This is a genomic window from Streptomyces sp. NRRL S-920 (assembly GCF_000717945.1).
Lineage (GTDB): Bacteria > Actinomycetota > Actinomycetes > Streptomycetales > Streptomycetaceae > Streptomyces > Streptomyces alboniger.
Genome location: NZ_JODF01000010.1, coordinates 51,123 through 71,074 on the forward strand (window position 1 = coordinate 51,123; position 19,952 = coordinate 71,074).

A 19,952-nucleotide genomic window follows, 5' to 3' on the forward strand; every position below is an offset into this window, starting at 1 on the left:
CTGAGACACCCCTGAGTCAGCGACCCGAAAGTGCCAGATCCTTGCTCAGGAAGTCGCGACTCGCCTCGCCACAGGACGGCGTACGCGTCGTCAAAAGGCGCTGAGCCCGGTCAGTTCGCAGGAGAGGTCCCAGAGCCTGGACGCCGCTTCGGGGTCCCTGGCCCACGGCTTCACCCCACCGACGAGCATGTCGTCAGTGGTGGCCGGTTCGGCGACATCGCAGTCCTGGCAGTACGCGCCTCCACAGCCGTTCAACAGGGGTGAAGTCGCCGCCCAGACCGCTGTCGCCGCGCCCTGCTCCGGCGTTTTGAAACCGTCGGCCGGTGAGCCGTCCTCCGTGGTCCAGCCCTGGTCCAGCCACTCCTCGCGGGGGATATGGCGTTGCAGGGGTGTGAGGATGCTGCCGGGGTGCACGGCGAAGGCGCGCAGGCCGTGCTCGGCTCCCAGGCGGTCGAGGTGCAGGGCGAAGAGGGCGTTCGCGGTCTTGGACTGCGCGTAGGCCAGCCATCGGTCGTAACCGGTCCGGAAGTGGATGTCATCCCATCGGATGCCGGACAGGAAGTGCCCGGAGGAGGCCACGGCCACTACCCGGGCTCCACCGGGGGCGAAGGCCGGGCGCAGGCGCTGGGTAAGGGCGAAGTGGCCGAGATGGTTGATGGCGAAGTGCGCCTCCCAGCCGGGGCCGACACGCGTCTCCGGGCAGGCCATGACGCCCGCGCCGTTGATGAGGATGCCGAGGGTACGGCCCGTCTCCAGCCAACGCTCCGCGAAGACGCGCACGCTGTCCAGATCGGCCAGGTCGAGGGCGTGGACCTCTGTCCGGGGGACGTCACGCAGGGCGTCCTCGGCGAGGTCGGGCCGGCGGGCGGGGACGACGACGTGGGCGCCCGCGCGGGCGAGAGCGCGGGTGGCCGCCAGGCCGAGGCCCGAGTAGCCGCCCGTGACCAGGGCGGTGGTACCCGTGAGGTCGATACCCGCGAGGACGTCGTCGGCGGTGCTGTGGGCACCGAACGGGGTGCCGAGCTTCTGCTGCTTCGTGATCATGTGGGGGACGCTAGGACTTGGAGTGCGCGCTAGAGCAATCACTCGGGTGGCGGACACACTCGAATTCGCTCGACGTGCAGGCGCCTTCCAGGTGGAGTAGGGCCCATGACGAAACCCCATGAAGAATTGCTCCCCTCCACCCGTCGAGCCCTGTTGCACCGCGTCGCGACCGCTCAGGCGGAAGGCCGGGCCCCCTCGGTGGTGGCCTCGGTGGCCCGGGACGGCGAGGTGGTGTGGACTGCCGGCCGCAGCATGGTGGACGGACACGCGCCGGACGAGAACGTCCAGTACCGCATCGGCTCCATCACGAAGACCTTCACCGCCGTCCTGGTGATGCGGCTGCGGGACGAGGGTCTGCTGGACTTGGGGGACCCCCTTGAGAAGCATCTGCCGGGCACGGGCGCGGGGGAGGCCACGATCGCCGAACTCCTCTCGCACACCGGTGGGTTGGCGGCCGAGACGCCTGGTGAGTGGTGGGAGCGCACCCCGGGGACGACGCGCCCGGACATCACCGATGTTCTCGGTGATCAACCCTTCAGACATCCGGTCGGCCGCCGCTTCCACTACTCCAACCCTGGCTATACGTTGCTCGGTTCACTGGTGGAGGCGATGAGGGGCGAGCCGTGGGAGGAGGTGCTGCGCCGCGAGGTGCTGGAGCCGCTCGGGCTCACCCGCACGAGCGCGCAGCCCCGGGACCCGCATGCGGGCGGGTGGGCCGTGCACCCCTGGGCGGACGTGATGATGCCGGAGCCCGTCGAGGACTTGGGGCTGATGGCTCCGGCAGGTCAGCTGTGGTCCACGACGGCGGACCTGGCGCGGTTCGCGTGTTTCCTCGCGAAGGGTGATGAGCGGGTCCTCGGCGCGGAGACCCTACGGGAGATGCGGACGCCCTCAGCGCCCTCGCAGGCGGGGAGCTGGGACTCGACGTACGGCCTGGGAATGGACCTGCTGCGGTGGGAGGGGCTGAGCCTGGCAGGCCACACGGGATCACTCCCGGGGTTCCTGGCCGGCCTGTGGGTGAGCGAGCGCGAGGGGGTGGCCGCGGTCGCCCTCGCCAACTGCACCTCGGGACCACCGATCGTGGCTCTGGCCGCGGATCTGGTGAAGATCGTGGCGGAGGCCGAGCCGCGCATTCCCGAGCCGTGGCGGCCTCTCGCGGAAATCGACGCGAAGGTCTTGGAGTTGACCGGGCCCTGGTACTGGGGCACGCAGGTTCTCGCTCTTCGGCTGTCGGCGGACGGTGGTGTCGAACTGGGCCCGCTGGCTGGGGCGGGCCGAGCGGCACGGTTCCGGGCCAACGGGGACGGCACGTGGACGGGGCTCGATGGCTACTACGCAGGGGAGCCGCTGCGGGCGGTGCGGCGGACGGACGGCTCGGTGAGCCACCTCGACGTGGGATCGTTCGTCCTCACACGGCGGCCCTACGACGAGGACGCGCCGGTTCCTGGCGGGGTGGACCCGCAGGGGTGGCGCGCCTTTTAGGAGCTAGCGACGAGGGGGGCACGTTTCACGTGAAACACGGGGCATGTTTCACGTGAAACAGGGAGGCTTGTTTCACGTGGAACAAGAAGGCTTGTTTCGCGTGGAATGCCCCCCATGACCCAAGGGCTGGGCTCCCCGTCAAGAGCCGCCTCAGAGCTGGAGCTTGAAGCCCAGATGGGACGCGGTGAACCCGAGTCGCTCGTAAAAGCGGTGGGCGTCGGCGCGGGAGGTGTCGGAGGTCAGCTGCACCAACTGGCAGCCCTGGCGCCGGGATTCCTCGACGGCCCACTCCATGAACCGCTTCCCGAGCCCACTGCCGCGCTCATCGGCATGCACGCGGACGCCCTCGATGAGCGACCGTGTGGCGCCCTGACGAGAGAGCCCGGGAATGATGGTGAGCTGGAGCGTGCCGACTACGCGCCCCTCGCGCGCGGCGACAACCAGATGCTGGTTCGGGTCATCGGCCAAGCGCTGGAACGCGGTCACGTACGGGGTGAGGTCGTCAGGCGACTCGCGTGAGGCTCCCAGTGGGTCGTCGGCGAGCATCTCCACGATGGCAGGCAGGTCGGCGGCGACGGCAGGGCGTATCTCAAGGTCTCCCATGGCAGCAGCCTAGGCGGGAACGCGCAGCGTTTCGACGGCCCTGACCAGCGGAGCGAGTTCGGGATTCCGCGCCGCCTCGTCGAGTGCCTCGCGCAGAGCCGCGTCATTGGTGGGGCGCGCTTCGCCGAGAAGCGTGGCGCCGGCCTCGCTCACGTCCGTGTAGATGCCGCGACGGTCGGTGGGGCACAGGTAGCGCGAGAGCAGTCCGCGGTCCTCGAGGCGGGTGACCAGCCGTGTGGTGGCGCTCTGGCTCAGCACCACGGCATCCGCGACCTGCTTCATCTGAAGGTGGCCGCCCTCGCCGTCGTGCTGGCGGCTGAGGACGTCGAGCAGGGAGTACTCGCGCACGCTCAAGCCGTGCTTGGCCTGAAGGGCGCGCTCGATGTGGGTCTCGATCTGCCCGTGAAGCAGGGAGAGGGCGCACCAACCCTGCGAAAGGGCGGTGAGTGCGGGATCCGTCGCTGTCATGGCTCTTGGTGCCTCCGTCCCGGAGTGACTACGACCAGGATAGGCCACATACGCAATATCCAGCGTTTGCAAGTAACCCGCGCCTGCAACTATTGTGGACGCACGCTAAGCGCACCTGCAATCGTTTGGAAGGTAGATCCATGCCTCTCGCGCTCCTGGCCCTCGCGATCGGGGCCTTCGGAATCGGAACCACCGAGTTCGTGATCATGGGGCTGCTCCCCGAGGTCGCGGGTGACTTCGGCGTCTCCATCCCCACGGCCGGCTTCCTCGTCACCGGCTACGCCCTAGGTGTCGTCCTGGGTGCCCCGCTGATGACAGCCCTCGGCACCAAGATCTCGCGCAAGCGGATGCTGATGCTGCTGATGGGCCTGTTCATCGCGGGCAATCTGCTCTCCGCCGTAGCCCCCGTCTTCGGCGTGATGCTGGCGGGCCGTGTCATCGCCTCCCTCGCCCACGGTGCCTTCTTCGGGATCGGCTCGGTCGTCGCGGCCGAGCTGGTGGTCCCCGAGAAGAAGGCCGGCGCGATCGCGATGATGTTCACGGGCCTGACCGTGGCCAACGTGGTGGGTGTGCCGCTCGGCACCTTCGTCGGGCAGACGCTCGGCTGGCGGACGACCTTCGCTCTCGTCGCGGCGCTCGGCGTCCTCGGTCTGGCGGGCGTCGCCAAGCTCGTTCCGGACCTGCCCAAGCCCGAAGGCGTACGGCTCCGCCATGAACTGGCCGCCTTCCGCAACGTACAGGTGCTGCTGGCCATGGCGATGACCGTCCTCGGCTTCGGCGGGGTCTTCGCCGCCGTCACCTACCTGGCCCCGATGATGACGGACGTCGCCGGTTACGCGGACTCCTCCGTCACCTGGCTGCTCGTCCTGTTCGGTCTCGGCATGGTCGCCGGCAACCTGGTCGGCGGGAAGCTCGCGGACCGCGCGCTGATGCCGCTGCTCTACGTCTCCCTGGGCGCCCTGGCCGTCGTGCTCTCCCTCTTCACGCTCACCGCACAGAACAAGATCGCGGCCGCCGTGACCATCGTCCTGATCGGCGCGCTGGGCTTCGCGACCGTCCCGCCGCTGCAAAAGCGCGTCCTCGACCAGGCCTCCGGTGCCCCCACCCTCGCCTCGGCCGTCAACATCGGCGCCTTCAACCTCGGCAACGCGCTCTCGGCCTGGCTCGGCGGCATCGTCATCGCCGCCGGCCTCGGCTACACCGCCCCGAACTGGGTCGGCGCGGCCCTCGCGGCATCCGCCCTCGTCCTGGCCATCCTCTCGGCCGCGCTGGAGCGCCGCGCCACCGCGGCAGCCCCGAGCCTCGTCGTGACCGGCGGGGCGCCCGTCGAGAAGGCCACGCCCGTCCACCACTGACCTCTCCCCCGACTCAACGGAACCACCCGCAAGGAGCACCTCTCATGAGCACCACCACGGTCGTCGCCCCGCTCACCATCGAGGACGCGGAAGCGCTCGTCACCGCGGCTCGCCGCGCCGCCGAGGCCGCCGATGTCACGGTCAGCGTCACCGTCCTGGACGCGGGCGGCCACCTTCTCGCCTTCCGGCGTGACGACAGGGCCGTGCTGATCTCCGGCGAGACCAGCACCCGCAAGGCGTACACCGCCCTCCAGCTGAACGCCCCGACGGCCGATCTGGTCGACGCCGTGCAGCCCGGTGGCCTCTTCCACACCCTGCCCACCGCTCTCGACCGGCCGCTGCTCTTCATCGCGGGTGGCGTGCCGGTCCACCGCGACGGCCGTCTGATCGGTGCGATCGGCGTCGGCGGCGGTGCGCCCGAGCAGGACCACGGGTTCGCGACGGAGGCCGTGAAGGTCCTCGCGTAACGCGCGCTTACGGAGGCGGCGGGATTCCAGGGTCGTCCCAGGCTGGCCCCGTGCCCCATGACCGTGTCAGCCCGCGGCGACCGTCAGCGGTGCGAAGCGGCGGGTCCAGTCGCCGGGCAGCTCGGGCGTGCCGTAGGCCATCACCGCGTTGAAGGCGACGGCTTCGAGGCCGCTCGCCTTCACCCAGGCCAGCAGCTCTTCGTGCCGTACGTCGATGTCGGTGCGCAGCGGGCGGTCGGTGTGAGCGGCGAGGGAGGCGATGAGCGCCTTCGCGGCCGCCGTGTCCCGGGCGATGAGCGGGCCGACGACATGGGTGTCCATGTTCGGCCAGGCACCCGCGTACCCGATGATCTCGCCGGCGGCCTCCGCGACGCGGAGCTGGTCGGTGAAGGCGGGGAGCCTGGTGATGATGTGCGTCCGGTCGTGGCCGAAGACCGCGGTGTCGAGGCGGAGGATGGCGGTCAGGTCCTCCGCGGTGGCCGGACGGGTGGCGATGTCGGGTAGCGGACCCGAGGGCGTGAAGTGTCCGCTGACCATCTCGGCACGGCCGATCGCCTTGAAGCCGAGCTGTTCGTAGAGGGGACGGCCGTTGGGTGTGGCGTGGAGCGTCAGCGGGACAGTGGCCGCCTGCTCGATGGCGTGCCGCATCAGACGGCGGCCGATGCCCCGGCGTGCGTACCGCTCGGCGACGAGGACCATGCCGATCGCCTCAAGGCCGGGGCGTTCCAGCGGGCCGTACCGGGTCACTACGTACACACCGATGAGGCCGTTGCCGTCGGGGTCGTCGATGCCGTAGCCCGTACCGGCCGACAGCAGGAGGCCCCATTTGTGTTCTTCACGGGGCCAGCCCCGGTCCTCGGACAGATCGGCGCAGGACGTCAGATCGCGGGGGGTGAGCCGGCGGATGGGGAGCGCGGAGAGGGAAGGTGTCGACACCCGGGTCAGGCTGTCCGACGTACGTCCTCGGCGTCCACCCGTTTGTGGGCAGAAGCACGCCGCATTTGCTCACGCTGCTTCTGATCACGCTGCCTCTGGTCATGCTGCTTCTGGCCGCGGCGGGTGAGGCCCCAGGGCTTGAGCACCGAAAGGACCGTCATGAACAGGTAGGCGCTGAGCGAGACGAGAGGCCCGGCGAGCAAGCCCGTCGTATCGGCCACCGGGTGGCCCGAGGCCACCGTCCTGACCGAGTCGTCGACCCCCGGGCGCAGCGCGAAGGCCGAGGCCGTCGTGGTGGCCAGGGTCAGCCAGAACTTCGTATAGACCCACCGGTGCCTGGCCAGCCCCCACTGCGTACCCAGGGACAGCAGGAGGCCGCTCCCCAGGGTGAGCAGAGCGAGCGGGAGCACCAGCCAGTCCGCGAAGACCTTCATCGAACGGACGGCGGCCTCCACGGCCACGGCCGAGTCGGTTGTGATCGCGGTGAGGGCGAGAGCGACGAGCCCGAGCGTGAGCCCGAGCCAGCAGGCGGCACCGACGACATGGACAACCAGGGTGGCCCGACGGGCGGGGCGGCTTAGTTTCACGTGAAACACGATGCCGACCAAGCGGGGCCGGGGCGTCTGACAGCGGGAGTAACCGCGGGTACTAGCCTCGGCGTACATGGCACGACTCCAGCGGCACCGGCTCTCGGGCAACCAGGACACCTGGGACCGGATCGTGCCGGTTTCCCTCGCGGTCAACGCCGATCCGCGACTGGTGAACCTGGCCACCCACTCCTATGTCGGGCGGGACCTGCGTAAGGCGTACGAATTGGTGCGGCAAGCCCGCTAATTGACGCAATTGGCAGGCGGAGGCGTTGATTTCCCGAGGATGGGAAGGGGGCTTGTGTGTCGGACGGCTGCCGGTATGGTCGACTCCGGTTCGTGCCGGGTGTGCTTCTTCACATCCTGCGGGGCACGCACGCGGGCGGAGAAGCCTATCGGGGCGCGGAGATCGAGAGTCGGTCCTTCTCGTTATGCGGCCGACGCGGCGGCTGTGAATGGGATGCTGCGGTGAGATGACTGCGGCCAATGTCACATTCTTGACCTACTTGTCCGTAGTGCGGGAATCCAAGGTTCAATGTGGCCGGATCAGCCGACAAGACAGAGCGGGGAAAGAAACGACTTCCGGCAGGAAGCGCACAGACCGACCGAGAGATGTTCGAGGCGAGGCACAGTATGGACGCTCCGACCACCACGTCGGGGGACGACGGCACTTCCGGCGCTGGGAGCGGCTGGTTCACCCCGCGCAGGCCGCCCAAGCGGCCGGAGGAACGGCAGCAGCAGCCCGGCGCCGACGCCCCGGAGGCGGCCGCCGAGGCGCGCCGACCGACCGCGATACGCCCCCTGGGCAGGCCTGAGGCCACAGCGCCCGCTCCTGCGCCCGGCGCCGAGTCCGCGTCCACGGCCGCCTCCATGCCCACGGCCGACCCCGCGTCCAGGGCTGAGCCGGTGTCCGCCGCCGAGTCCGCGCCCGCTCCGGAGCCCGCCGCGTCCGTGGTTGAGCGAATACCGGCGGCCCGTGCAGCCGTCAACGCCCCTGCGGCCTCGACCGCCCATGCCGCTACGACCGCCTCCCAAACCGCTACCACAACCCCCGCTGCAACTGCTCCCGCTGCGACCGCTCCCGCCCCAACTGCTCCCGCTACGACCGCTCCCGCCCCAACTGCTCCCGCCGCGACAAGCCAGGCCCTCGCGACCGCCCCCTCCGTACTGGAGCGGGACCCATCCGCCGACGCCGAGCCGCAGCCGTCCCCTGGGCCCCCCGAGCCCCAGCTGTCACCGGAAACAGCCGAGCCGGAGGCCGAAGCCCTCGCGCAGTCGGCGAAGTTGGCGAAGCCGTCGAAGCCCGCGTCCCCCGACGCCGCCCTGGTGCAGCGCACGATGGCGGAGATCGGCCCGGTCGCCGACCAGGTCACCTCGTACTTCTACGCACTGCTCTTCACCCGCCACCCCGATCTGCGCGCCCTGTTCCCCGCCGCGATGGACACCCAGCGGGACCGCCTCCTCAAGGCGCTGCTGACAGCGGCGGAGCACATCGACCACACCGACGTGCTCGTCTCGTACCTGAAGAACCTCGGCCGCGGACACCGCAAGTACGGCACCCGGCCCGAGCACTATCCGGCCGTCGGCGAGTGTCTGATCGCTTCGCTGAGCCGGTACGCGAGCGCGATCTGGGACGCGGAGACCGAGGCCGCCTGGGTCCGCACGTATACGACGATCTCCCAGGTCATGATCGACGCGGCCGCGGAGGACGAACTGCGCGCTCCCGCCTGGTGGTTCGCGGAGGTCGTCTCGCACGACCTCAGGACCCCGGACATAGCCGTGGTCACCGTCCGCCCGGACCAGCCCTATCCCTTCCTCGCCGGGCAGTACACCAGCCTGGAGACGCCCTGGTGGCCGCGGATCTGGCGGCACTACTCCTTCGCGTCGGCGCCGCGCTCCGACGGCCTGCTGTCCTTCCACGTCAAGGCGGTTCCGGCGGGCTGGGTCTCCAACGCCCTGGTGCACCACGCCCGCCCCGGCGACGTACTGCGCCTCGGCCCGCCCGCGGGTTCGATGACCGTCGACCACACCACCGACAGCGGCCTGCTCTGCCTGGGCGGCGGCACGGGCATCGCACCCATCAAAGCCCTGGTCGAGGACGTCGCCGAGCACGGCAGAAGGCGGCCGGTCGAGGTGTTCTACGGTGCCCGCACCGACCACGACCTGTACGACATCGACACCATGCTGCGACTCCAGCAGACCCACCCCTGGCTCGCCGTACGCCCGATCGTCGACCAGGGGGTCCAACTGCCGGACGCCGTGCGCGAGTACGGCCCCTGGAACGAGTACGACGCGTACCTCTCCGGGCCGCCCGGCATGATCCGCAGCGGCGTGGACGTCCTCAGGGACGCGGGCATCCCCGAGGGCCGTATCCGCCACGACTCCGTCGAGGAACTCGTAGCGGCGGCAGCGGGGGATTAACCGAGGTCAGGGGCGTGCATCGCGCGTACGCCCTCGATGTTGCCGTCCAAGTAGTGCCGCAGTGACAGCGGTACGAGATGGACCGAGGCGATACCGACCCGGGTGAACGGCACATGCACGATCTCGTACTCGCCGCACGGCTCCTCGATCTCGGGGCCGTGCCGCTGCCCGGTGTCCATGGATTCCAGGCGGCAGACGAAGAAGTGCTGCACCTTCACTCCGGTCGCGCCGCCGTCCTCGCCGATGTGCTCCACGGTGTCGACGAAGCAGGGCACGACGTCGGTGATCTTGGCGCCGAGTTCCTCGTGCACCTCGCGGTGGAGCGCGTCGATGACGGTGGCGTCGTCCGGCTCCACGCCACCGCCAGGGGTGATCCAGTACGGATCGACACCGGGCTTGGTCCGCTTGATGAGGATCAGGTCGTCTCCGTCCAGCAGGACGGCGCGTGCGGTGCGCTTGACCACGGGTCGGACGGTCATGGGGGAAATGTGGCCCGGACTGTTCCACGTGAAACATCGCGCACCAGCCGGGACCGCCATCAAGCCCAGTCGACGTTCGGGGCAGCCTCCCGGCTACGCGCAATGAACGGTCCCGAAAATCGGCGGCGTCGGCGGAGTTGAGGCCGGGCCATTCGGAACATCGGCGCAGTGGAGTCCGGGCCGGTCGGCAGCGGTCACCCGGCCGACTCGTCCAGCGCGCGCAGTACGTCCGCCACCAGGTCATCGGGGTCCTCGGCGCCCGCGGAGAAGCGGATGAAGCCCTCCGGGACGTCGTCACCACCCCAGCGCCCGCGCCGTTCGGCCGTGGACCGCACACCGCCGAAGCTCGTCGCGTCGTCGACGAGACGCAGCGCCTCCAGGAAACGCTCGGCACGCGCGCGGGTGGGCAGCGTGAAGGAGACCACGCACCCGAAGCGCCGCATCTGCCGCGAGGCGACCGTATACGAGGGGTCATCGGGCAGCCCGGGATAACGCAGCCCCGCCACCTCGGACCGGTCCCGCAGGGCTTCGGCGAGGGCCAGGGCGTTCGCGTTCTGCCGGTCGGCGCGCAGCTGGAGCGTGGCGAGCGAGCGGTGGGCGAGCCAGGCCTCCATCGGCCCCGGGATCGCCCCGACGATCTTGCGCCACCGTCGCACCGAGGCAGCCAGGTCCGCGTCGCGGCATGCCACGTATCCCAGGAGCAGGTCACCGTGGCCGGTGAGCATCTTCGTACCGCTGGCGACCGCGAAGTCCGCACCGAGTTCCAGGGGCCGCTGGCCGAGAGGTGTGGCCAGAGTGTTGTCGACCGCCACCAGGGCGCCACGCGCGCGTGCCGCGTCGGAGAGGCGACGCACGTCGCACACGTCGAGGCCCGGGTTGGACGGGGTCTCGAGCCACAGCAGCTTGGCACCGTCCAGGGCGTCGAGCTGGGCGTCACCGGCGGTCGGGGCGGTGCGCACCTCGATGCCGTACGCCGTGAGCTGCTCGCGGACCAGCGGGAGCACCTGGTAGCCGTCGTCCGGCAGGACCACCGTGTCCCCGGCGCGCAGCTGGGAGAACAGCACCGCCGAGATGGCGGCCATGCCCGAGGCGAAGACGAGCGTCTCGACGTCGTCCCCGGTGACCGCCGAGCCCGGCGCCTCCAGCTCGCCGATGGCGCGCTCCAGGTGCGTCCAGGTGGGGTTCTCGTCGCGCGCGTAGGCGTATCCGCCCGTGGGGTCGCCGGGCAGGTGGAAGTGCGCGGCGAACACCGGGCCGGGGAGGGTGGGTTCGTGCTTCACCGGCTCGGGCAGGCCGGCCCGCACCGCCCGCGTGCCGTCCCCGAGGCCTATGGCAGCAGAGTCCGTCATGCCGTTCAGTCCTTCTCGTCGGGGAGCACCACGTTCATGGCCCAGGAAACGATCGAGATGATCAGGCCGCCCAGGACGGCGGTCCAGAAGCCCTCCACATGGAAGCTGACGTCGAACTTGTCGGCCAGCCACGAGGTGAGCAGCAGCATCAGGGCGTTGACCACGAGGGTGATCAGGCCGAGGGTCAGGATGAACAGCGGGAACGTCAGGACCTTCACCACCGGCTTGACCAGGAAGTTCACCAGGCCGAAGAGCAGGGCGACGACGATGAGGGTGCCGACCTTCTTGCCGGTGCTGCCGCCGGTCAGCGTGATCTTGTCGAACAGCCACACGGCGACGGCCAGGGCCGCGGCGTTGGCGATCGTCTTGACTACGAAATTCTTCATGTGTCTGATCGTGGCAGACGTGGAACGAGAGCGGTCGGGCCACGCGCACCGGCGGGATTCCGCGGGGCGAGTATCAGCGAGGGGCGTACGAGGGCGATGAAGGCATTCCGGCTGGACGATCTGGAGGCGGAGCGCGCGGCGAACGACGGGGCGTATCTACAGTTTCTGCGGGAGCGGAACATGTCGGTCGGGCTCTACGCGCTCAACGCCGGGGAGTCGGATCCGCAGCAGCCGCACGGGCAGGACGAGGTCTACATGGTCGTGAGCGGCCGCGCCTCGATCACGGTCGGCATGGAGACCACATCGGTCGCGCGCGGCAGCGTCGTCTATGTGCCGGCCGGGGTGCCCCACAAGTTCCACCACATCAGCGAGGACCTGCGCGTCCTGGTCGTCTTCTCCCCGCCGGAGGCCTGACCCGGCTGACCCCTAGGGGGCGGATCAGGGGAGGACAAGGGCTGCGAGGCCCCCACCGCGCCCTTTGGCGACCTAGCATCGAATGCAACAAGCCGGGAGCCTGCGGACATTCAGGAACCCGTCGACGCGATGTGTGCGGAGAGAGGTAAGGACGATGGCAGCGAAGGAGATCTTTGCGGGAATGCCGTGGTGGGTGAAGTGGGTGGCTGTGCCCGTCATCGCCTTGGTCGTGTTCGGCAGCGTGATAGCGGCCGTTGTCGGGTTCGTGATCGCCCTGCTTTTCAAGGCGCTGCTATTCGTTGCCTTGGTCGGTGGACTCATCTATGTCGTACGGAAGTTCATATCCGGATCGTCCTCGTCGCGCACCGATTGGTGATCGTCCGCACTGTTTGGTGATCGACCGTCCCGATCGGTGATCGACCGTACCGAGCGGTGGTCGACCGTAACGACGAGTGGTTACTGCCGAGAGGTGACTTTTCGAACCGATTCCCTCGGCCGGGGGAAGTTTCCTGGCAAACGGCCGTAGAGCGGTGGCCAAGGGTTAGAGTCCGAAAACCGACGCGGGGCCGTTCCCCGCGGACGGGCGCACTGCCCACCCGTGTTGCTCCGGGCACGGGCGGCCCCCCACGCGCTTCGGGAGTGAACCTTGGCCGCGGTCGACACCTCCACCTCACCGGTCGGCGCCACTTCACCAGTTACCGCCAGTGCCGCTGATCCGACGAGTGGCGCTGGCCCACCGGGCGATCCAGGTCCGACAGGCGGCGCAGGCCAAACGAACGACGCAGGCCCGGCGGGCGACGCCACCGCACCGGGCGCCGCCCCCGTCACCCCCACCCTCATCGGCTCCGTGCAGCGTGCGATGCGGCTGCTGGAAGCCGCCGCCACACATCAGTACGGGGCGCCCGCCAAGCAGTTGGCCCGCGAGGCGGGTTTGGCGCTCCCTACCGCCTACCACCTGTTGCGCACGCTGACCCACGAGGGTTATCTGCGCCGAGAGAAAGGAGTATTCGTGCTCGGCGAGGCGGCCGAGCGGCTCAGCAGCAGCGGGGCACAGCAGAAGCGTCGCGGCACGGTCGGCGACGTCCTGGCGCACTGCCGCGACGCCATCGGAGTGCCGGTGTACTTCGCTGTCTACCGCGCGGGCGAGATCGAGATCGTGGCGGTCTCCGACACTCCGGGCAACCCCGCCGTGGAGGAGTGGGCGGACTTTCGCGAGACGGGCCACGCCCACGCCATCGGTCAGTGCCTGCTGTCCCAACTCGACGGCGAGGCACGGCGGGACCACCTCGACCGCTATCCGGTTCAGTCGATCACGCGTTACTCGGTCCGCGACGACCGAACGTTCCTGCGCCGCCTCGACGCGATGGAGCGGATGCGGCCCGTCGTGGAGCGCCAGGAGTACGCACTCGGGACGGTCTGTGCCGCGGTTCCGATCCTGGCGGGCGACACCGCGGCGACCCTGGCCATTTCCGTGCCCGTCGGTCAGGCCGACCGGTTGCTGCCCGCGGCGGAGAGGTTGCAACGTGAGATCGGAAAGCTACTAGGGACACTCGCCTTCTCTATCAGCATCTGAAAACTCACTCCTTGTGATCTGGTGTGCACGTTAAGCAAGATGCCATAAGTGTCAGGGAGTGGGTTCCTGGCCCCTTGATGACTAAGTGACGGGGTAGGGCGGCGCGATGGACGAGTCGGTTCAGGCAGAGGTCATGATGAGCTTCCTTGTTTCCGAGGAGCTGTCGTTTCGTATCCCGGTGGAGTTGCGCTATGAGACCGATGATCCTTATGCCGTGCAGCTGACGTTCCATCTGCCTGGCGACGCGCCGGTGACCTGGACCTTCGGGAGGGAGTTGCTGATCGACGGGGTGGGCAGGCCGTGTGGGGTCGGGGACGTGCGCATCGAGCCCACCGATCCCGATCTGCTCGACGAGGCCCTGATCAAGCTTCAGGTCGGCGCTGACCAGGCGCTGTTCCGCGTGGGCATTCCGCCGCTGCTCGCCTTCCTGGACCGTACGGACAAGTTGGTGCCGCTCGGACAGGAGCGCGCGCTCGCCGACTTCGATGCGCATCTGGACGAGACGCTCGACCGGATCCTGGCGGAGGAACAGAACGCGGGATGAGACCCGGGCTCAATGTGCCTATGCCAATGGCAGATTGGTGCATTTGAGGGCATCGCCAGGGCACCGCCACGGCCACCGGGGTGCCGTCTGCGCCTTCGGGACCGTTCCGGGGTCAGACCGTCAGACCGTCAAGCTGCCAGACCGCCAGACCGCCAGACCGCCAGACCGTCAGACCGTCAGGCCTTGCGGCGTCGGCCCTTTCCGCCGCGGGAGGAGCGGCGCGGCGGGGTGCCGGTGGCCGGGGCCGGGGCGCCGGGGCCGGTGGAGCGGTCGGCGGAGACGACCAGGGCGGCCAGCGCGGTCGTCACCGGCACGGAGGCGACCAGGCCGATCGAGCCGATCAGGGTCCGCACGATCTCCTCGGCGACCAACTCGCTGTTGGCGACCGTGCCCACGCTGGACTGCGCGATGGAGAAGAGGAGGAGCAGGGGCAGGGCGGCGCCCGCGTAGGCGAGGACGAGGGTGTTGACGACCGAGGCGATGTGGTCGCGGCCGATGCGGATGCCCGCGCGGTACAGGCCGCGCCAGCCCATGTTCGGGTTGGCCTGGTGCAGTTCCCACACGGCCGAGGTCTGGGTGACCGTCACGTCGTCGAGGACGCCGAGCGAGCCGATGATGACGCCCGCGAGCAGCAGGCCGCTCATGTCGATGGACGGGTACAGGCCGTGGATGAGGCCGGTGTTGTCGTCGGTGTTGCCGGTCAGCGCGGCCCAGCCGATGAAGAGCGAGCCGAGCAGGCCGATCAGCAGGAGGGAGATCAGAGTGCCGAGCACCGCGACCGACGTACGGGCCGTGAGGCCGTGGCAGAGATAGAGCGCGGCCAGCATGATGGCGCTCGCGCCGATCACTGCCACGACCAGCGGGTTCGAGCCTTGGAGGATGGCCGGCAGGATGAAGAAGGTCAGGACCAGGAAGCTGATGGCGAGGGCGACCAGGGCCATCACGCCGCGCAGCCGTCCCACCACGACGACGGCGAGCGCGAAGATGCCGGCGAGCAGCGCCATCGGGAGCTTGCGGTTCACGTCGGTGACCGAATACTGCAACCCCTCGGGCGCCTTGGGCTCGTAGGCGACCACCACCTCTTGGCCCTTGTGGAGTTGCCGGGGCGAGTCCGGCTGGATGATCTCGGTGAACGTGCGGCCCTTGTCCTTGCCGCTGCTCACCTCGATCAGCGCCTTCTTGCAGGTGCCCGTCGCCGAGGACTGGGCGGACCGGCCCTCGGGGGTGGAGGTGTCGCCGTTCGGCTGGGGCTGCGAGGGACTGAGGTCCTTGCAGGGCAGCTCCTGCACCTTCGTGACCTTCGCCGACTGCGTCTGCCGGTCGAAGCCGACGCCGGTCCGCTCGTGCGAGGGGGCGCCACCGGGCCAGAGCACCACCAGGCCCACGACGACCGCGGCGGCGAAGGGGATCAGCACCGCGGCGATGACCTTGCGCAGATGCTGGGAGACGGGAGCGGCCGGACCGTGGCTGTGGGCGTGCCCGTGGCCGTGCCCGTGGTCATGCCCGGGGCCGTCCGGGGGCGGGCCGGAGTGGGGCGGTTGCGCGGGCGGAGGCGGCGGCGGCGCTGTGGTGGTCACTGGCCGATCATCGCAAGAACGGAGGGGGCCCTCTGTTCAGCGCGCCCGAGATGACGCTAGCGTGGAGCCACCTTTGCAATCGCGGGAGCTCGGAGCACCGGGCTGAGAGGGCGCTGACCTCCGTACGAAACGGCACAATTCGTGCACGAGCCGTACGGGATCCGCTGCGTCGACCGCCGAACCTGTTACCGGGTAATGCCGGCGTAGGGAGTAGGTCTCATGACCACATCGGACGCACGCACGCCTGCCTCCAGCCAGGGCGAGTCCCTGAACGAGGCCGGGAAGTCCATCGGCTGGCACAAGGCGTACGTCGAGGGCTCGCGCCCCGACCTGCGCGTGCCGGTCCGCCAGGTGCACCTCACCAATGGCAAGGCCGTCACCCTGTACGACACGTCGGGTCCGTACACCGACCCGAACGCCGAGACCGACGTCCGCCGCGGACTGCCGCCGCTGCGGGAGAACTGGATCATCGCCCGCGGCGACACCGAGGAGTACGTGGGCCGCCCGCCGCGCCCCGAGGACGACGGCATCAAGCACACCTCGCCCCGTGGCGGCCTCAAGAACCTCGACGCGGTCTTCCCCGGCCGCCCCCGCCAGCCGCGCCGCGGCCGCCCGGGGCAGGCGGTGACGCAGCTCGCGTACGCCCGGCGCGGCGAGATCACGCCCGAGATGGAGTTCATCGGGATCCGCGAGAACATCGACCCCGAGATCGTGCGGGCGGAGGTCGCCGCGGGCCGGGCCGTGATTCCCGCGAACGTCAACCACCCGGAGATCGAGCCAATGATCATCGGCAAGAAGTTCCTGGTGAAGGTGAACGCCAACATCGGCAACTCCGCGGTCACCTCCTCCATCGAGGAGGAGGTGGACAAGATGACCTGGGCGACGAAGTGGGGCGCCGACACGGTCATGGACCTCTCCACCGGCCGCAACATCCACACCACCCGCGAGTGGGTCCTGCGCAACTCCCCCGTCCCCATCGGCACCGTGCCGCTCTACCAGGCCCTGGAGAAGGTCGACGGCCAGGCCGAGGCGCTGACCTGGGAGATCTACAAGGACACGGTCATCGAGCAGGCCGAGCAGGGCGTGGACTACATGACGGTGCACGCGGGTGTGCGCCTGCCGTACGTCCCGCTGACCGCCAACCGCAAGACCGGCATCGTCTCGCGCGGCGGTTCGATCATGGCCGCCTGGTGTCTGGCGCACCACAAGGAGAGCTTCCTCTACGAGCACTTCGAGGAGCTGTGCGAAATCCTCGCGGCGTACGACGTGACGTACTCGCTCGGCGACGGTCTGCGGCCCGGTTCGATCGCGGACGCCAATGACGAGGCGCAGTTCGCGGAGTTGCGCACGCTCGGGGAACTCAACACGATCGCCAAGCGTCACAACGTACAGACGATGATCGAGGGCCCCGGTCACGTCCCGATGCACAAGATCAAGGAGAACATCGACCTTCAGCAGGAGATCTGCGAGGAGGCGCCGTTCTACACCCTCGGCCCGCTGACCACGGACATCGCGCCCGCCTATGACCACATCACCTCCGGCATCGGCGCCGCGATGATCGGCTGGTGGGGCACGGCCATGCTCTGCTACGTCACGCCCAAGGAGCACCTGGGCCTGCCCAACCGCGACGACGTGAAGACCGGCGTCATCACGTACAAGATCGCGGCGCACGCGGCGGACCTCGCCAAGGGCCACCCGGGCGCGCAGGACTGGGACGACGCGCTCTCGGACGCGCGCTTCGAATTCCGCTGGGAGGACCAGTTCAACCTCGCCCTGGACCCGGTCACCGCACGGGAGTTCCACGACGAGACGCTGCCCGCCGAGCCCGCGAAGACGGCACACTTCTGCTCGATGTGCGGGCCGAAGTTCTGTTCGATGAAGATCTCCCAGGACATCCGCCGTCGGCACGGCGGTGACCTGGAGGAGAAGGAGATCGAGGCGGGCATGGAGCAGAAGTCCAAGGAGTTCGCCGCGGCGGGCAACCGCGTCTATCTGCCCATCGCCGACTGAGCCGGCGGCTGTGGACGGGGTGTCCGCAGAGCACCGTGGCAGCTCTGCGGACACCCCGGCCTACTCCGGCTTGTGATCGGGCCCGCCGAAGTCCGGGCTGGAGAAGTCCGGGCTGGAGAAGCTCGGCCGTGATCCGGCGGCCGGGCCGCCGTCGGGGCTGCTGAACCCCGGCCGGTCGTAGCCCAGCTGCGGCATGCGGCCGCCCCCTCCGGGGGCTTCGGAAACGTGCGCGCGAGCGGTGCGTACCGCCCCGGGATCCGCCAGGGCCTCCCGGAGGAACGGCACGACCCCCTGCTCCAGGAGGGCCTGTCCCCAGGCCTCCCTGGCTCGGGACACCTCCTCGTACCGCTCGCCGTGGAGCCGTCCCGCCTGGAGCGAGGTGGAGCCGTTGCGCAGGGCCGTCAGGAGCAGGCCGACCGCGCCGACCAGGATGCCCGCGGCGGTGAGCGCGCCGAACAGCCAGCCCGCGGTGAGCAGGGTGTCCGCGAAGGCGGGCTCGGGGTTGAGCATCTTCAGGATGTAGCCGACGAGCAGGAAGATCGCGGCGGCCGTGCCCGCGAGGACGGGCGCGAGGACCGCGACGACGGCAGCCGCCCCGGCTCCCGCCACCGCTGCCGGTTCGGCGACCTCGCCCATCGCCGTGGCGAGGCCGATGCCGCCGGGGCCCGACTCCGCGGCGCTCTCTCCGCTCCCTTCGCGAATCGAGGTGGAGGACGGTCGAGGTTCGCGCAACTCCTCGCGAACCTTCACGTAGTGCGCGTACTCGGCCGCGGCGGCGGCCGTGATCAGTGCTGTCGCGTTCAGGGCCATGGTGCGCAGTTGTTCGGTGTTGAGCCGCTGGCCCACTGCGGCGAGTTCAGGACGGTCAGGTGCGGTGCGCAGCGCCTCGTCGAGGATCCGCTCGTATTCGGGGCGGTCCTCATTGAGCAGGTGTGGAGCGCTGTTCATGTGCATCCCCCGATGCTCCGTAGGGCTAAGGCTCGCATGGCTACGAGCCGTCGGGCAGAAACGGAGGGGAGCCTGCTACGGATAAGCCGATGGTAGAGCCGTGACAGCACGCGGTGACAGGGGGTTTCCAGAATTGGCCCCCCTGGCCAGCGTGATCCTGTAGAGGGGCGCCTGCCCAGCGAACGCTCAGATACCCAGGGGGAGTTGGCAGACCAGTAGCTTTCCGGCCATGGTCACTCCGCCGTCCATCGCGATGGCCAGGCCGTCGGCGTACACGTGCGGCCCCTCGATGACCGGGCCGCCCCCGTCCGACTCGTCCTCGGAGCCGACGTCACCCAGGAGGTAGGGGATGGGGCTGTGGCCGTGGACGATGCGTGTGCCGCCGTACATGTCCAGGAGTTCACGTACGGCCGAGGGGCCGGACTCGTCGCGGAAGGCGAAGCGCTTGGTGAACTTGCGGAAGAGGTCCCAGCATTCGTTGGCGTCGTTGCGGGTGAGGGTCTCGCGGATGGTGTCGTTCACTGCCTCGATCGAGTCGCCGTAATCCAGATAGGCGGTCGTGTCGGAGTGCACGAGGAGATGGCCGTCGGCCTCCTCCATCGCGTCCAGGCGGGCCATCCACTGGAGGTGGTGGTCCTCCAGGCGCTCCATGTCGGTCTTCTGGCCGCCGTTGAGCAGCCAGGCGGCCTGGAAGGTGGCGGTGCCCGCCCCGGAGTTGACGGGGGTGTCGCCGAAGCGCTTGGCGCCGAGCAGGAGCAGCTCGTGGTTGCCCATCAGCGCCTTGCAGTAGCCACCGGCGGCCGCGGCCTCGGCGGACAGCCGCATCACGAGGTCGATCACGCCGATGCCGTCGGGCCCGCGGTCGGTGAAGTCGCCGAGGAACCACAGGCGTGCGTTGCCCGCGGACCAGTTGCCGTCGGCGTCGATGAGGCCCTGCTCCTGGAGGGCCGCGAGCAGCTCGTCCAGATAGCCGTGGACGTCGCCGACGACGAACAGGGGGCCGTGCTCGTCGCCCGGCCGCGGCTGCGGGGGCTCCGGCATGACCTGCACCTGGACGGTGTCCCCGCGGTTGATGACCGGCAGGTCGCGCTGGGTCGGCGTGTAGCCGTCGCCCCGCACCTCACCCGGCGCCGGGACCGGGGGCGCGGGGCTCACCTCGGCGGGGCCGGCTGTCTCATGGACGTACGCCGGTACGCGGAAGTCGCGCAGCGTCGCCGTCCGCACATCGGGTCCCTGACCGGCCCCCTGAGTCATCGACCCCTCCACCACCATTGCGCCGCATCTGCACCGAGAACGGACTGCCTGGTCG

The 19,952-nt window shown here is 69.6% G+C and carries 20 protein-coding genes, 1 pseudogene and 1 riboswitch; of the genes and pseudogenes, 10 read left to right on the top strand and 11 right to left on the bottom strand.

Going from position 1 to position 19,952, the window contains the following annotated elements:
- Positions 1 to 90: 90 nt before the first annotated feature.
- A complete protein-coding gene (locus IG54_RS0109860; RefSeq protein WP_030780101.1) occupies positions 91 to 1,044 on the bottom strand; it encodes an SDR family NAD(P)-dependent oxidoreductase in 954 nt (317 codons plus the stop codon).
- A 105-nt stretch (positions 1,045 to 1,149) separates the two neighbouring features.
- Between IG54_RS0109860 and IG54_RS0109865 the strand changes: the two genes are divergently transcribed.
- Positions 1,150 to 2,526, top strand: coding sequence for a serine hydrolase domain-containing protein (locus IG54_RS0109865; RefSeq protein WP_030780105.1), 1,377 nt, complete (start codon positions 1,150 to 1,152; stop codon positions 2,524 to 2,526).
- A 150-nt stretch (positions 2,527 to 2,676) separates the two neighbouring features.
- Here IG54_RS0109865 and IG54_RS0109870 read toward each other — a convergent pair whose 3' ends face one another.
- Together IG54_RS0109870 and IG54_RS0109875 are read right to left on the bottom strand one after the other, a co-directional pair.
- The gene (locus IG54_RS0109870; protein ID WP_030780107.1) at positions 2,677 to 3,129 is read right to left on the bottom strand and encodes a GNAT family N-acetyltransferase; all 453 of its coding nucleotides are present in this window, start codon (positions 3,127 to 3,129) and stop codon (positions 2,677 to 2,679) included.
- 9 nt (positions 3,130 to 3,138) lie between these two features.
- Positions 3,139 to 3,597, bottom strand: coding sequence for a MarR family winged helix-turn-helix transcriptional regulator (locus IG54_RS0109875; RefSeq protein ID WP_030780112.1), 459 nt, complete (start codon positions 3,595 to 3,597; stop codon positions 3,139 to 3,141).
- Positions 3,598 to 3,737: 140 nt separating this feature from the next.
- On the opposite strand from IG54_RS0109875, the gene IG54_RS0109880 reads away from it, so the two are divergent.
- Both IG54_RS0109880 and IG54_RS0109885 read left to right on the top strand, forming a co-directional pair.
- On the top strand, positions 3,738 to 4,952 hold the full coding sequence (locus tag IG54_RS0109880; RefSeq protein ID WP_030780115.1) for an MFS transporter: 1,215 nt from the start codon (positions 3,738 to 3,740) through the stop codon (positions 4,950 to 4,952).
- Positions 4,953 to 4,996: 44 nt separating this feature from the next.
- Entirely contained in the window at positions 4,997 to 5,419 is a 423-nt protein-coding gene (locus IG54_RS0109885; RefSeq protein ID WP_030780118.1) for a GlcG/HbpS family heme-binding protein, read from the top strand.
- Positions 5,420 to 5,485: 66 nt separating this feature from the next.
- Here the strand turns inward: IG54_RS0109885 and IG54_RS0109890 are convergent, their stop codons facing one another.
- Both IG54_RS0109890 and IG54_RS0109895 read right to left on the bottom strand, forming a co-directional pair.
- Positions 5,486 to 6,355: a GNAT family N-acetyltransferase gene (locus IG54_RS0109890; RefSeq protein WP_030780121.1), complete on the bottom strand. Its 870-nt coding sequence runs from the start codon at positions 6,353 to 6,355 to the stop codon at positions 5,486 to 5,488.
- Between the two features lie 5 nt (positions 6,356 to 6,360).
- On the bottom strand, positions 6,361 to 6,942 hold the full coding sequence (locus tag IG54_RS0109895) for a hypothetical protein (RefSeq protein ID WP_030780126.1): 582 nt from the start codon (positions 6,940 to 6,942) through the stop codon (positions 6,361 to 6,363).
- Between the two features lie 133 nt (positions 6,943 to 7,075).
- On the opposite strand from IG54_RS0109895, the pseudogene IG54_RS40115 reads away from it, so the two are divergent.
- Together IG54_RS40115 and IG54_RS40120 are read left to right on the top strand one after the other, a co-directional pair.
- Positions 7,076 to 7,189: pseudogene (locus tag IG54_RS40115) on the top strand (hydrolase); the annotation flags it as partial.
- A gap of 386 nt (positions 7,190 to 7,575) precedes the next feature.
- A complete protein-coding gene (locus tag IG54_RS40120; protein ID WP_199809522.1) occupies positions 7,576 to 9,363 on the top strand; it encodes a globin domain-containing protein in 1,788 nt (595 codons plus the stop codon).
- On the opposite strand, the gene IG54_RS0109910 is transcribed toward IG54_RS40120, so the two are convergent.
- The 3 genes from IG54_RS0109910 to IG54_RS0109920 form a co-directional block, all read right to left on the bottom strand.
- Positions 9,360 to 9,842, bottom strand: coding sequence for an NUDIX domain-containing protein (locus IG54_RS0109910; protein ID WP_030780131.1), 483 nt, complete (start codon positions 9,840 to 9,842; stop codon positions 9,360 to 9,362). The genes IG54_RS40120 and IG54_RS0109910 overlap by 4 nt on opposite strands.
- A 194-nt stretch (positions 9,843 to 10,036) precedes the next feature.
- Positions 10,037 to 11,191 (bottom strand): cystathionine gamma-lyase, encoded by a 1,155-nt coding sequence (locus tag IG54_RS0109915; protein WP_030780143.1) that lies wholly within the window; start codon positions 11,189 to 11,191, stop codon positions 10,037 to 10,039.
- Positions 11,192 to 11,196: 5 nt separating this feature from the next.
- Entirely contained in the window at positions 11,197 to 11,577 is a 381-nt protein-coding gene (locus IG54_RS0109920; protein ID WP_030780146.1) for a phage holin family protein, read from the bottom strand.
- Positions 11,578 to 11,673: 96 nt separating this feature from the next.
- Here IG54_RS0109920 and IG54_RS0109925 point away from each other — a divergent pair, with 96 nt between their 5' ends.
- The 4 genes from IG54_RS0109925 (at position 11,674) to IG54_RS0109940 (ending at position 14,108) form a co-directional block, all read left to right on the top strand.
- The gene (locus tag IG54_RS0109925; protein WP_030780149.1) at positions 11,674 to 11,991 is read left to right on the top strand and encodes a cupin domain-containing protein; all 318 of its coding nucleotides are present in this window, start codon (positions 11,674 to 11,676) and stop codon (positions 11,989 to 11,991) included.
- Between the two features lie 154 nt (positions 11,992 to 12,145).
- On the top strand, positions 12,146 to 12,367 hold the full coding sequence (locus IG54_RS0109930) for a DUF5326 family protein (protein WP_030780152.1): 222 nt from the start codon (positions 12,146 to 12,148) through the stop codon (positions 12,365 to 12,367).
- A 471-nt stretch (positions 12,368 to 12,838) separates the two neighbouring features.
- Positions 12,839 to 13,564, top strand: coding sequence for an IclR family transcriptional regulator (locus tag IG54_RS0109935; protein WP_037896808.1), 726 nt, complete (start codon positions 12,839 to 12,841; stop codon positions 13,562 to 13,564).
- A gap of 106 nt (positions 13,565 to 13,670) precedes the next feature.
- Complete coding sequence (locus IG54_RS0109940) at positions 13,671 to 14,108, top strand: SsgA family sporulation/cell division regulator (protein ID WP_030780158.1); 438 nt, start codon at positions 13,671 to 13,673, stop codon at positions 14,106 to 14,108.
- Between the two features lie 176 nt (positions 14,109 to 14,284).
- Here IG54_RS0109940 and IG54_RS0109945 read toward each other — a convergent pair whose 3' ends face one another.
- Positions 14,285 to 15,685, bottom strand: coding sequence for a YibE/F family protein (locus IG54_RS0109945; RefSeq protein ID WP_030780161.1), 1,401 nt, complete (start codon positions 15,683 to 15,685; stop codon positions 14,285 to 14,287).
- A gap of 71 nt (positions 15,686 to 15,756) precedes the next feature.
- Positions 15,757 to 15,912, top strand: a riboswitch (TPP riboswitch).
- Here IG54_RS0109945 and thiC point away from each other — a divergent pair.
- Entirely contained in the window at positions 15,905 to 17,695 is a 1,791-nt protein-coding gene (gene thiC, locus IG54_RS0109950) for a phosphomethylpyrimidine synthase ThiC (protein ID WP_030780164.1), read from the top strand. (Overlaps the previous riboswitch by 8 nt.)
- Positions 17,696 to 17,755: 60 nt before the next feature.
- Here the strand turns inward: thiC and IG54_RS0109955 are convergent, their stop codons facing one another.
- Both IG54_RS0109955 and IG54_RS0109960 read right to left on the bottom strand, forming a co-directional pair.
- Positions 17,756 to 18,649, bottom strand: coding sequence for a hypothetical protein (locus IG54_RS0109955; protein WP_030780168.1), 894 nt, complete (start codon positions 18,647 to 18,649; stop codon positions 17,756 to 17,758).
- 180 nt (positions 18,650 to 18,829) lie between these two features.
- Positions 18,830 to 19,912: a metallophosphoesterase gene (locus tag IG54_RS0109960; RefSeq protein ID WP_267883635.1), complete on the bottom strand. Its 1,083-nt coding sequence runs from the start codon at positions 19,910 to 19,912 to the stop codon at positions 18,830 to 18,832.
- Positions 19,913 to 19,952 lie beyond the last annotated feature (40 nt).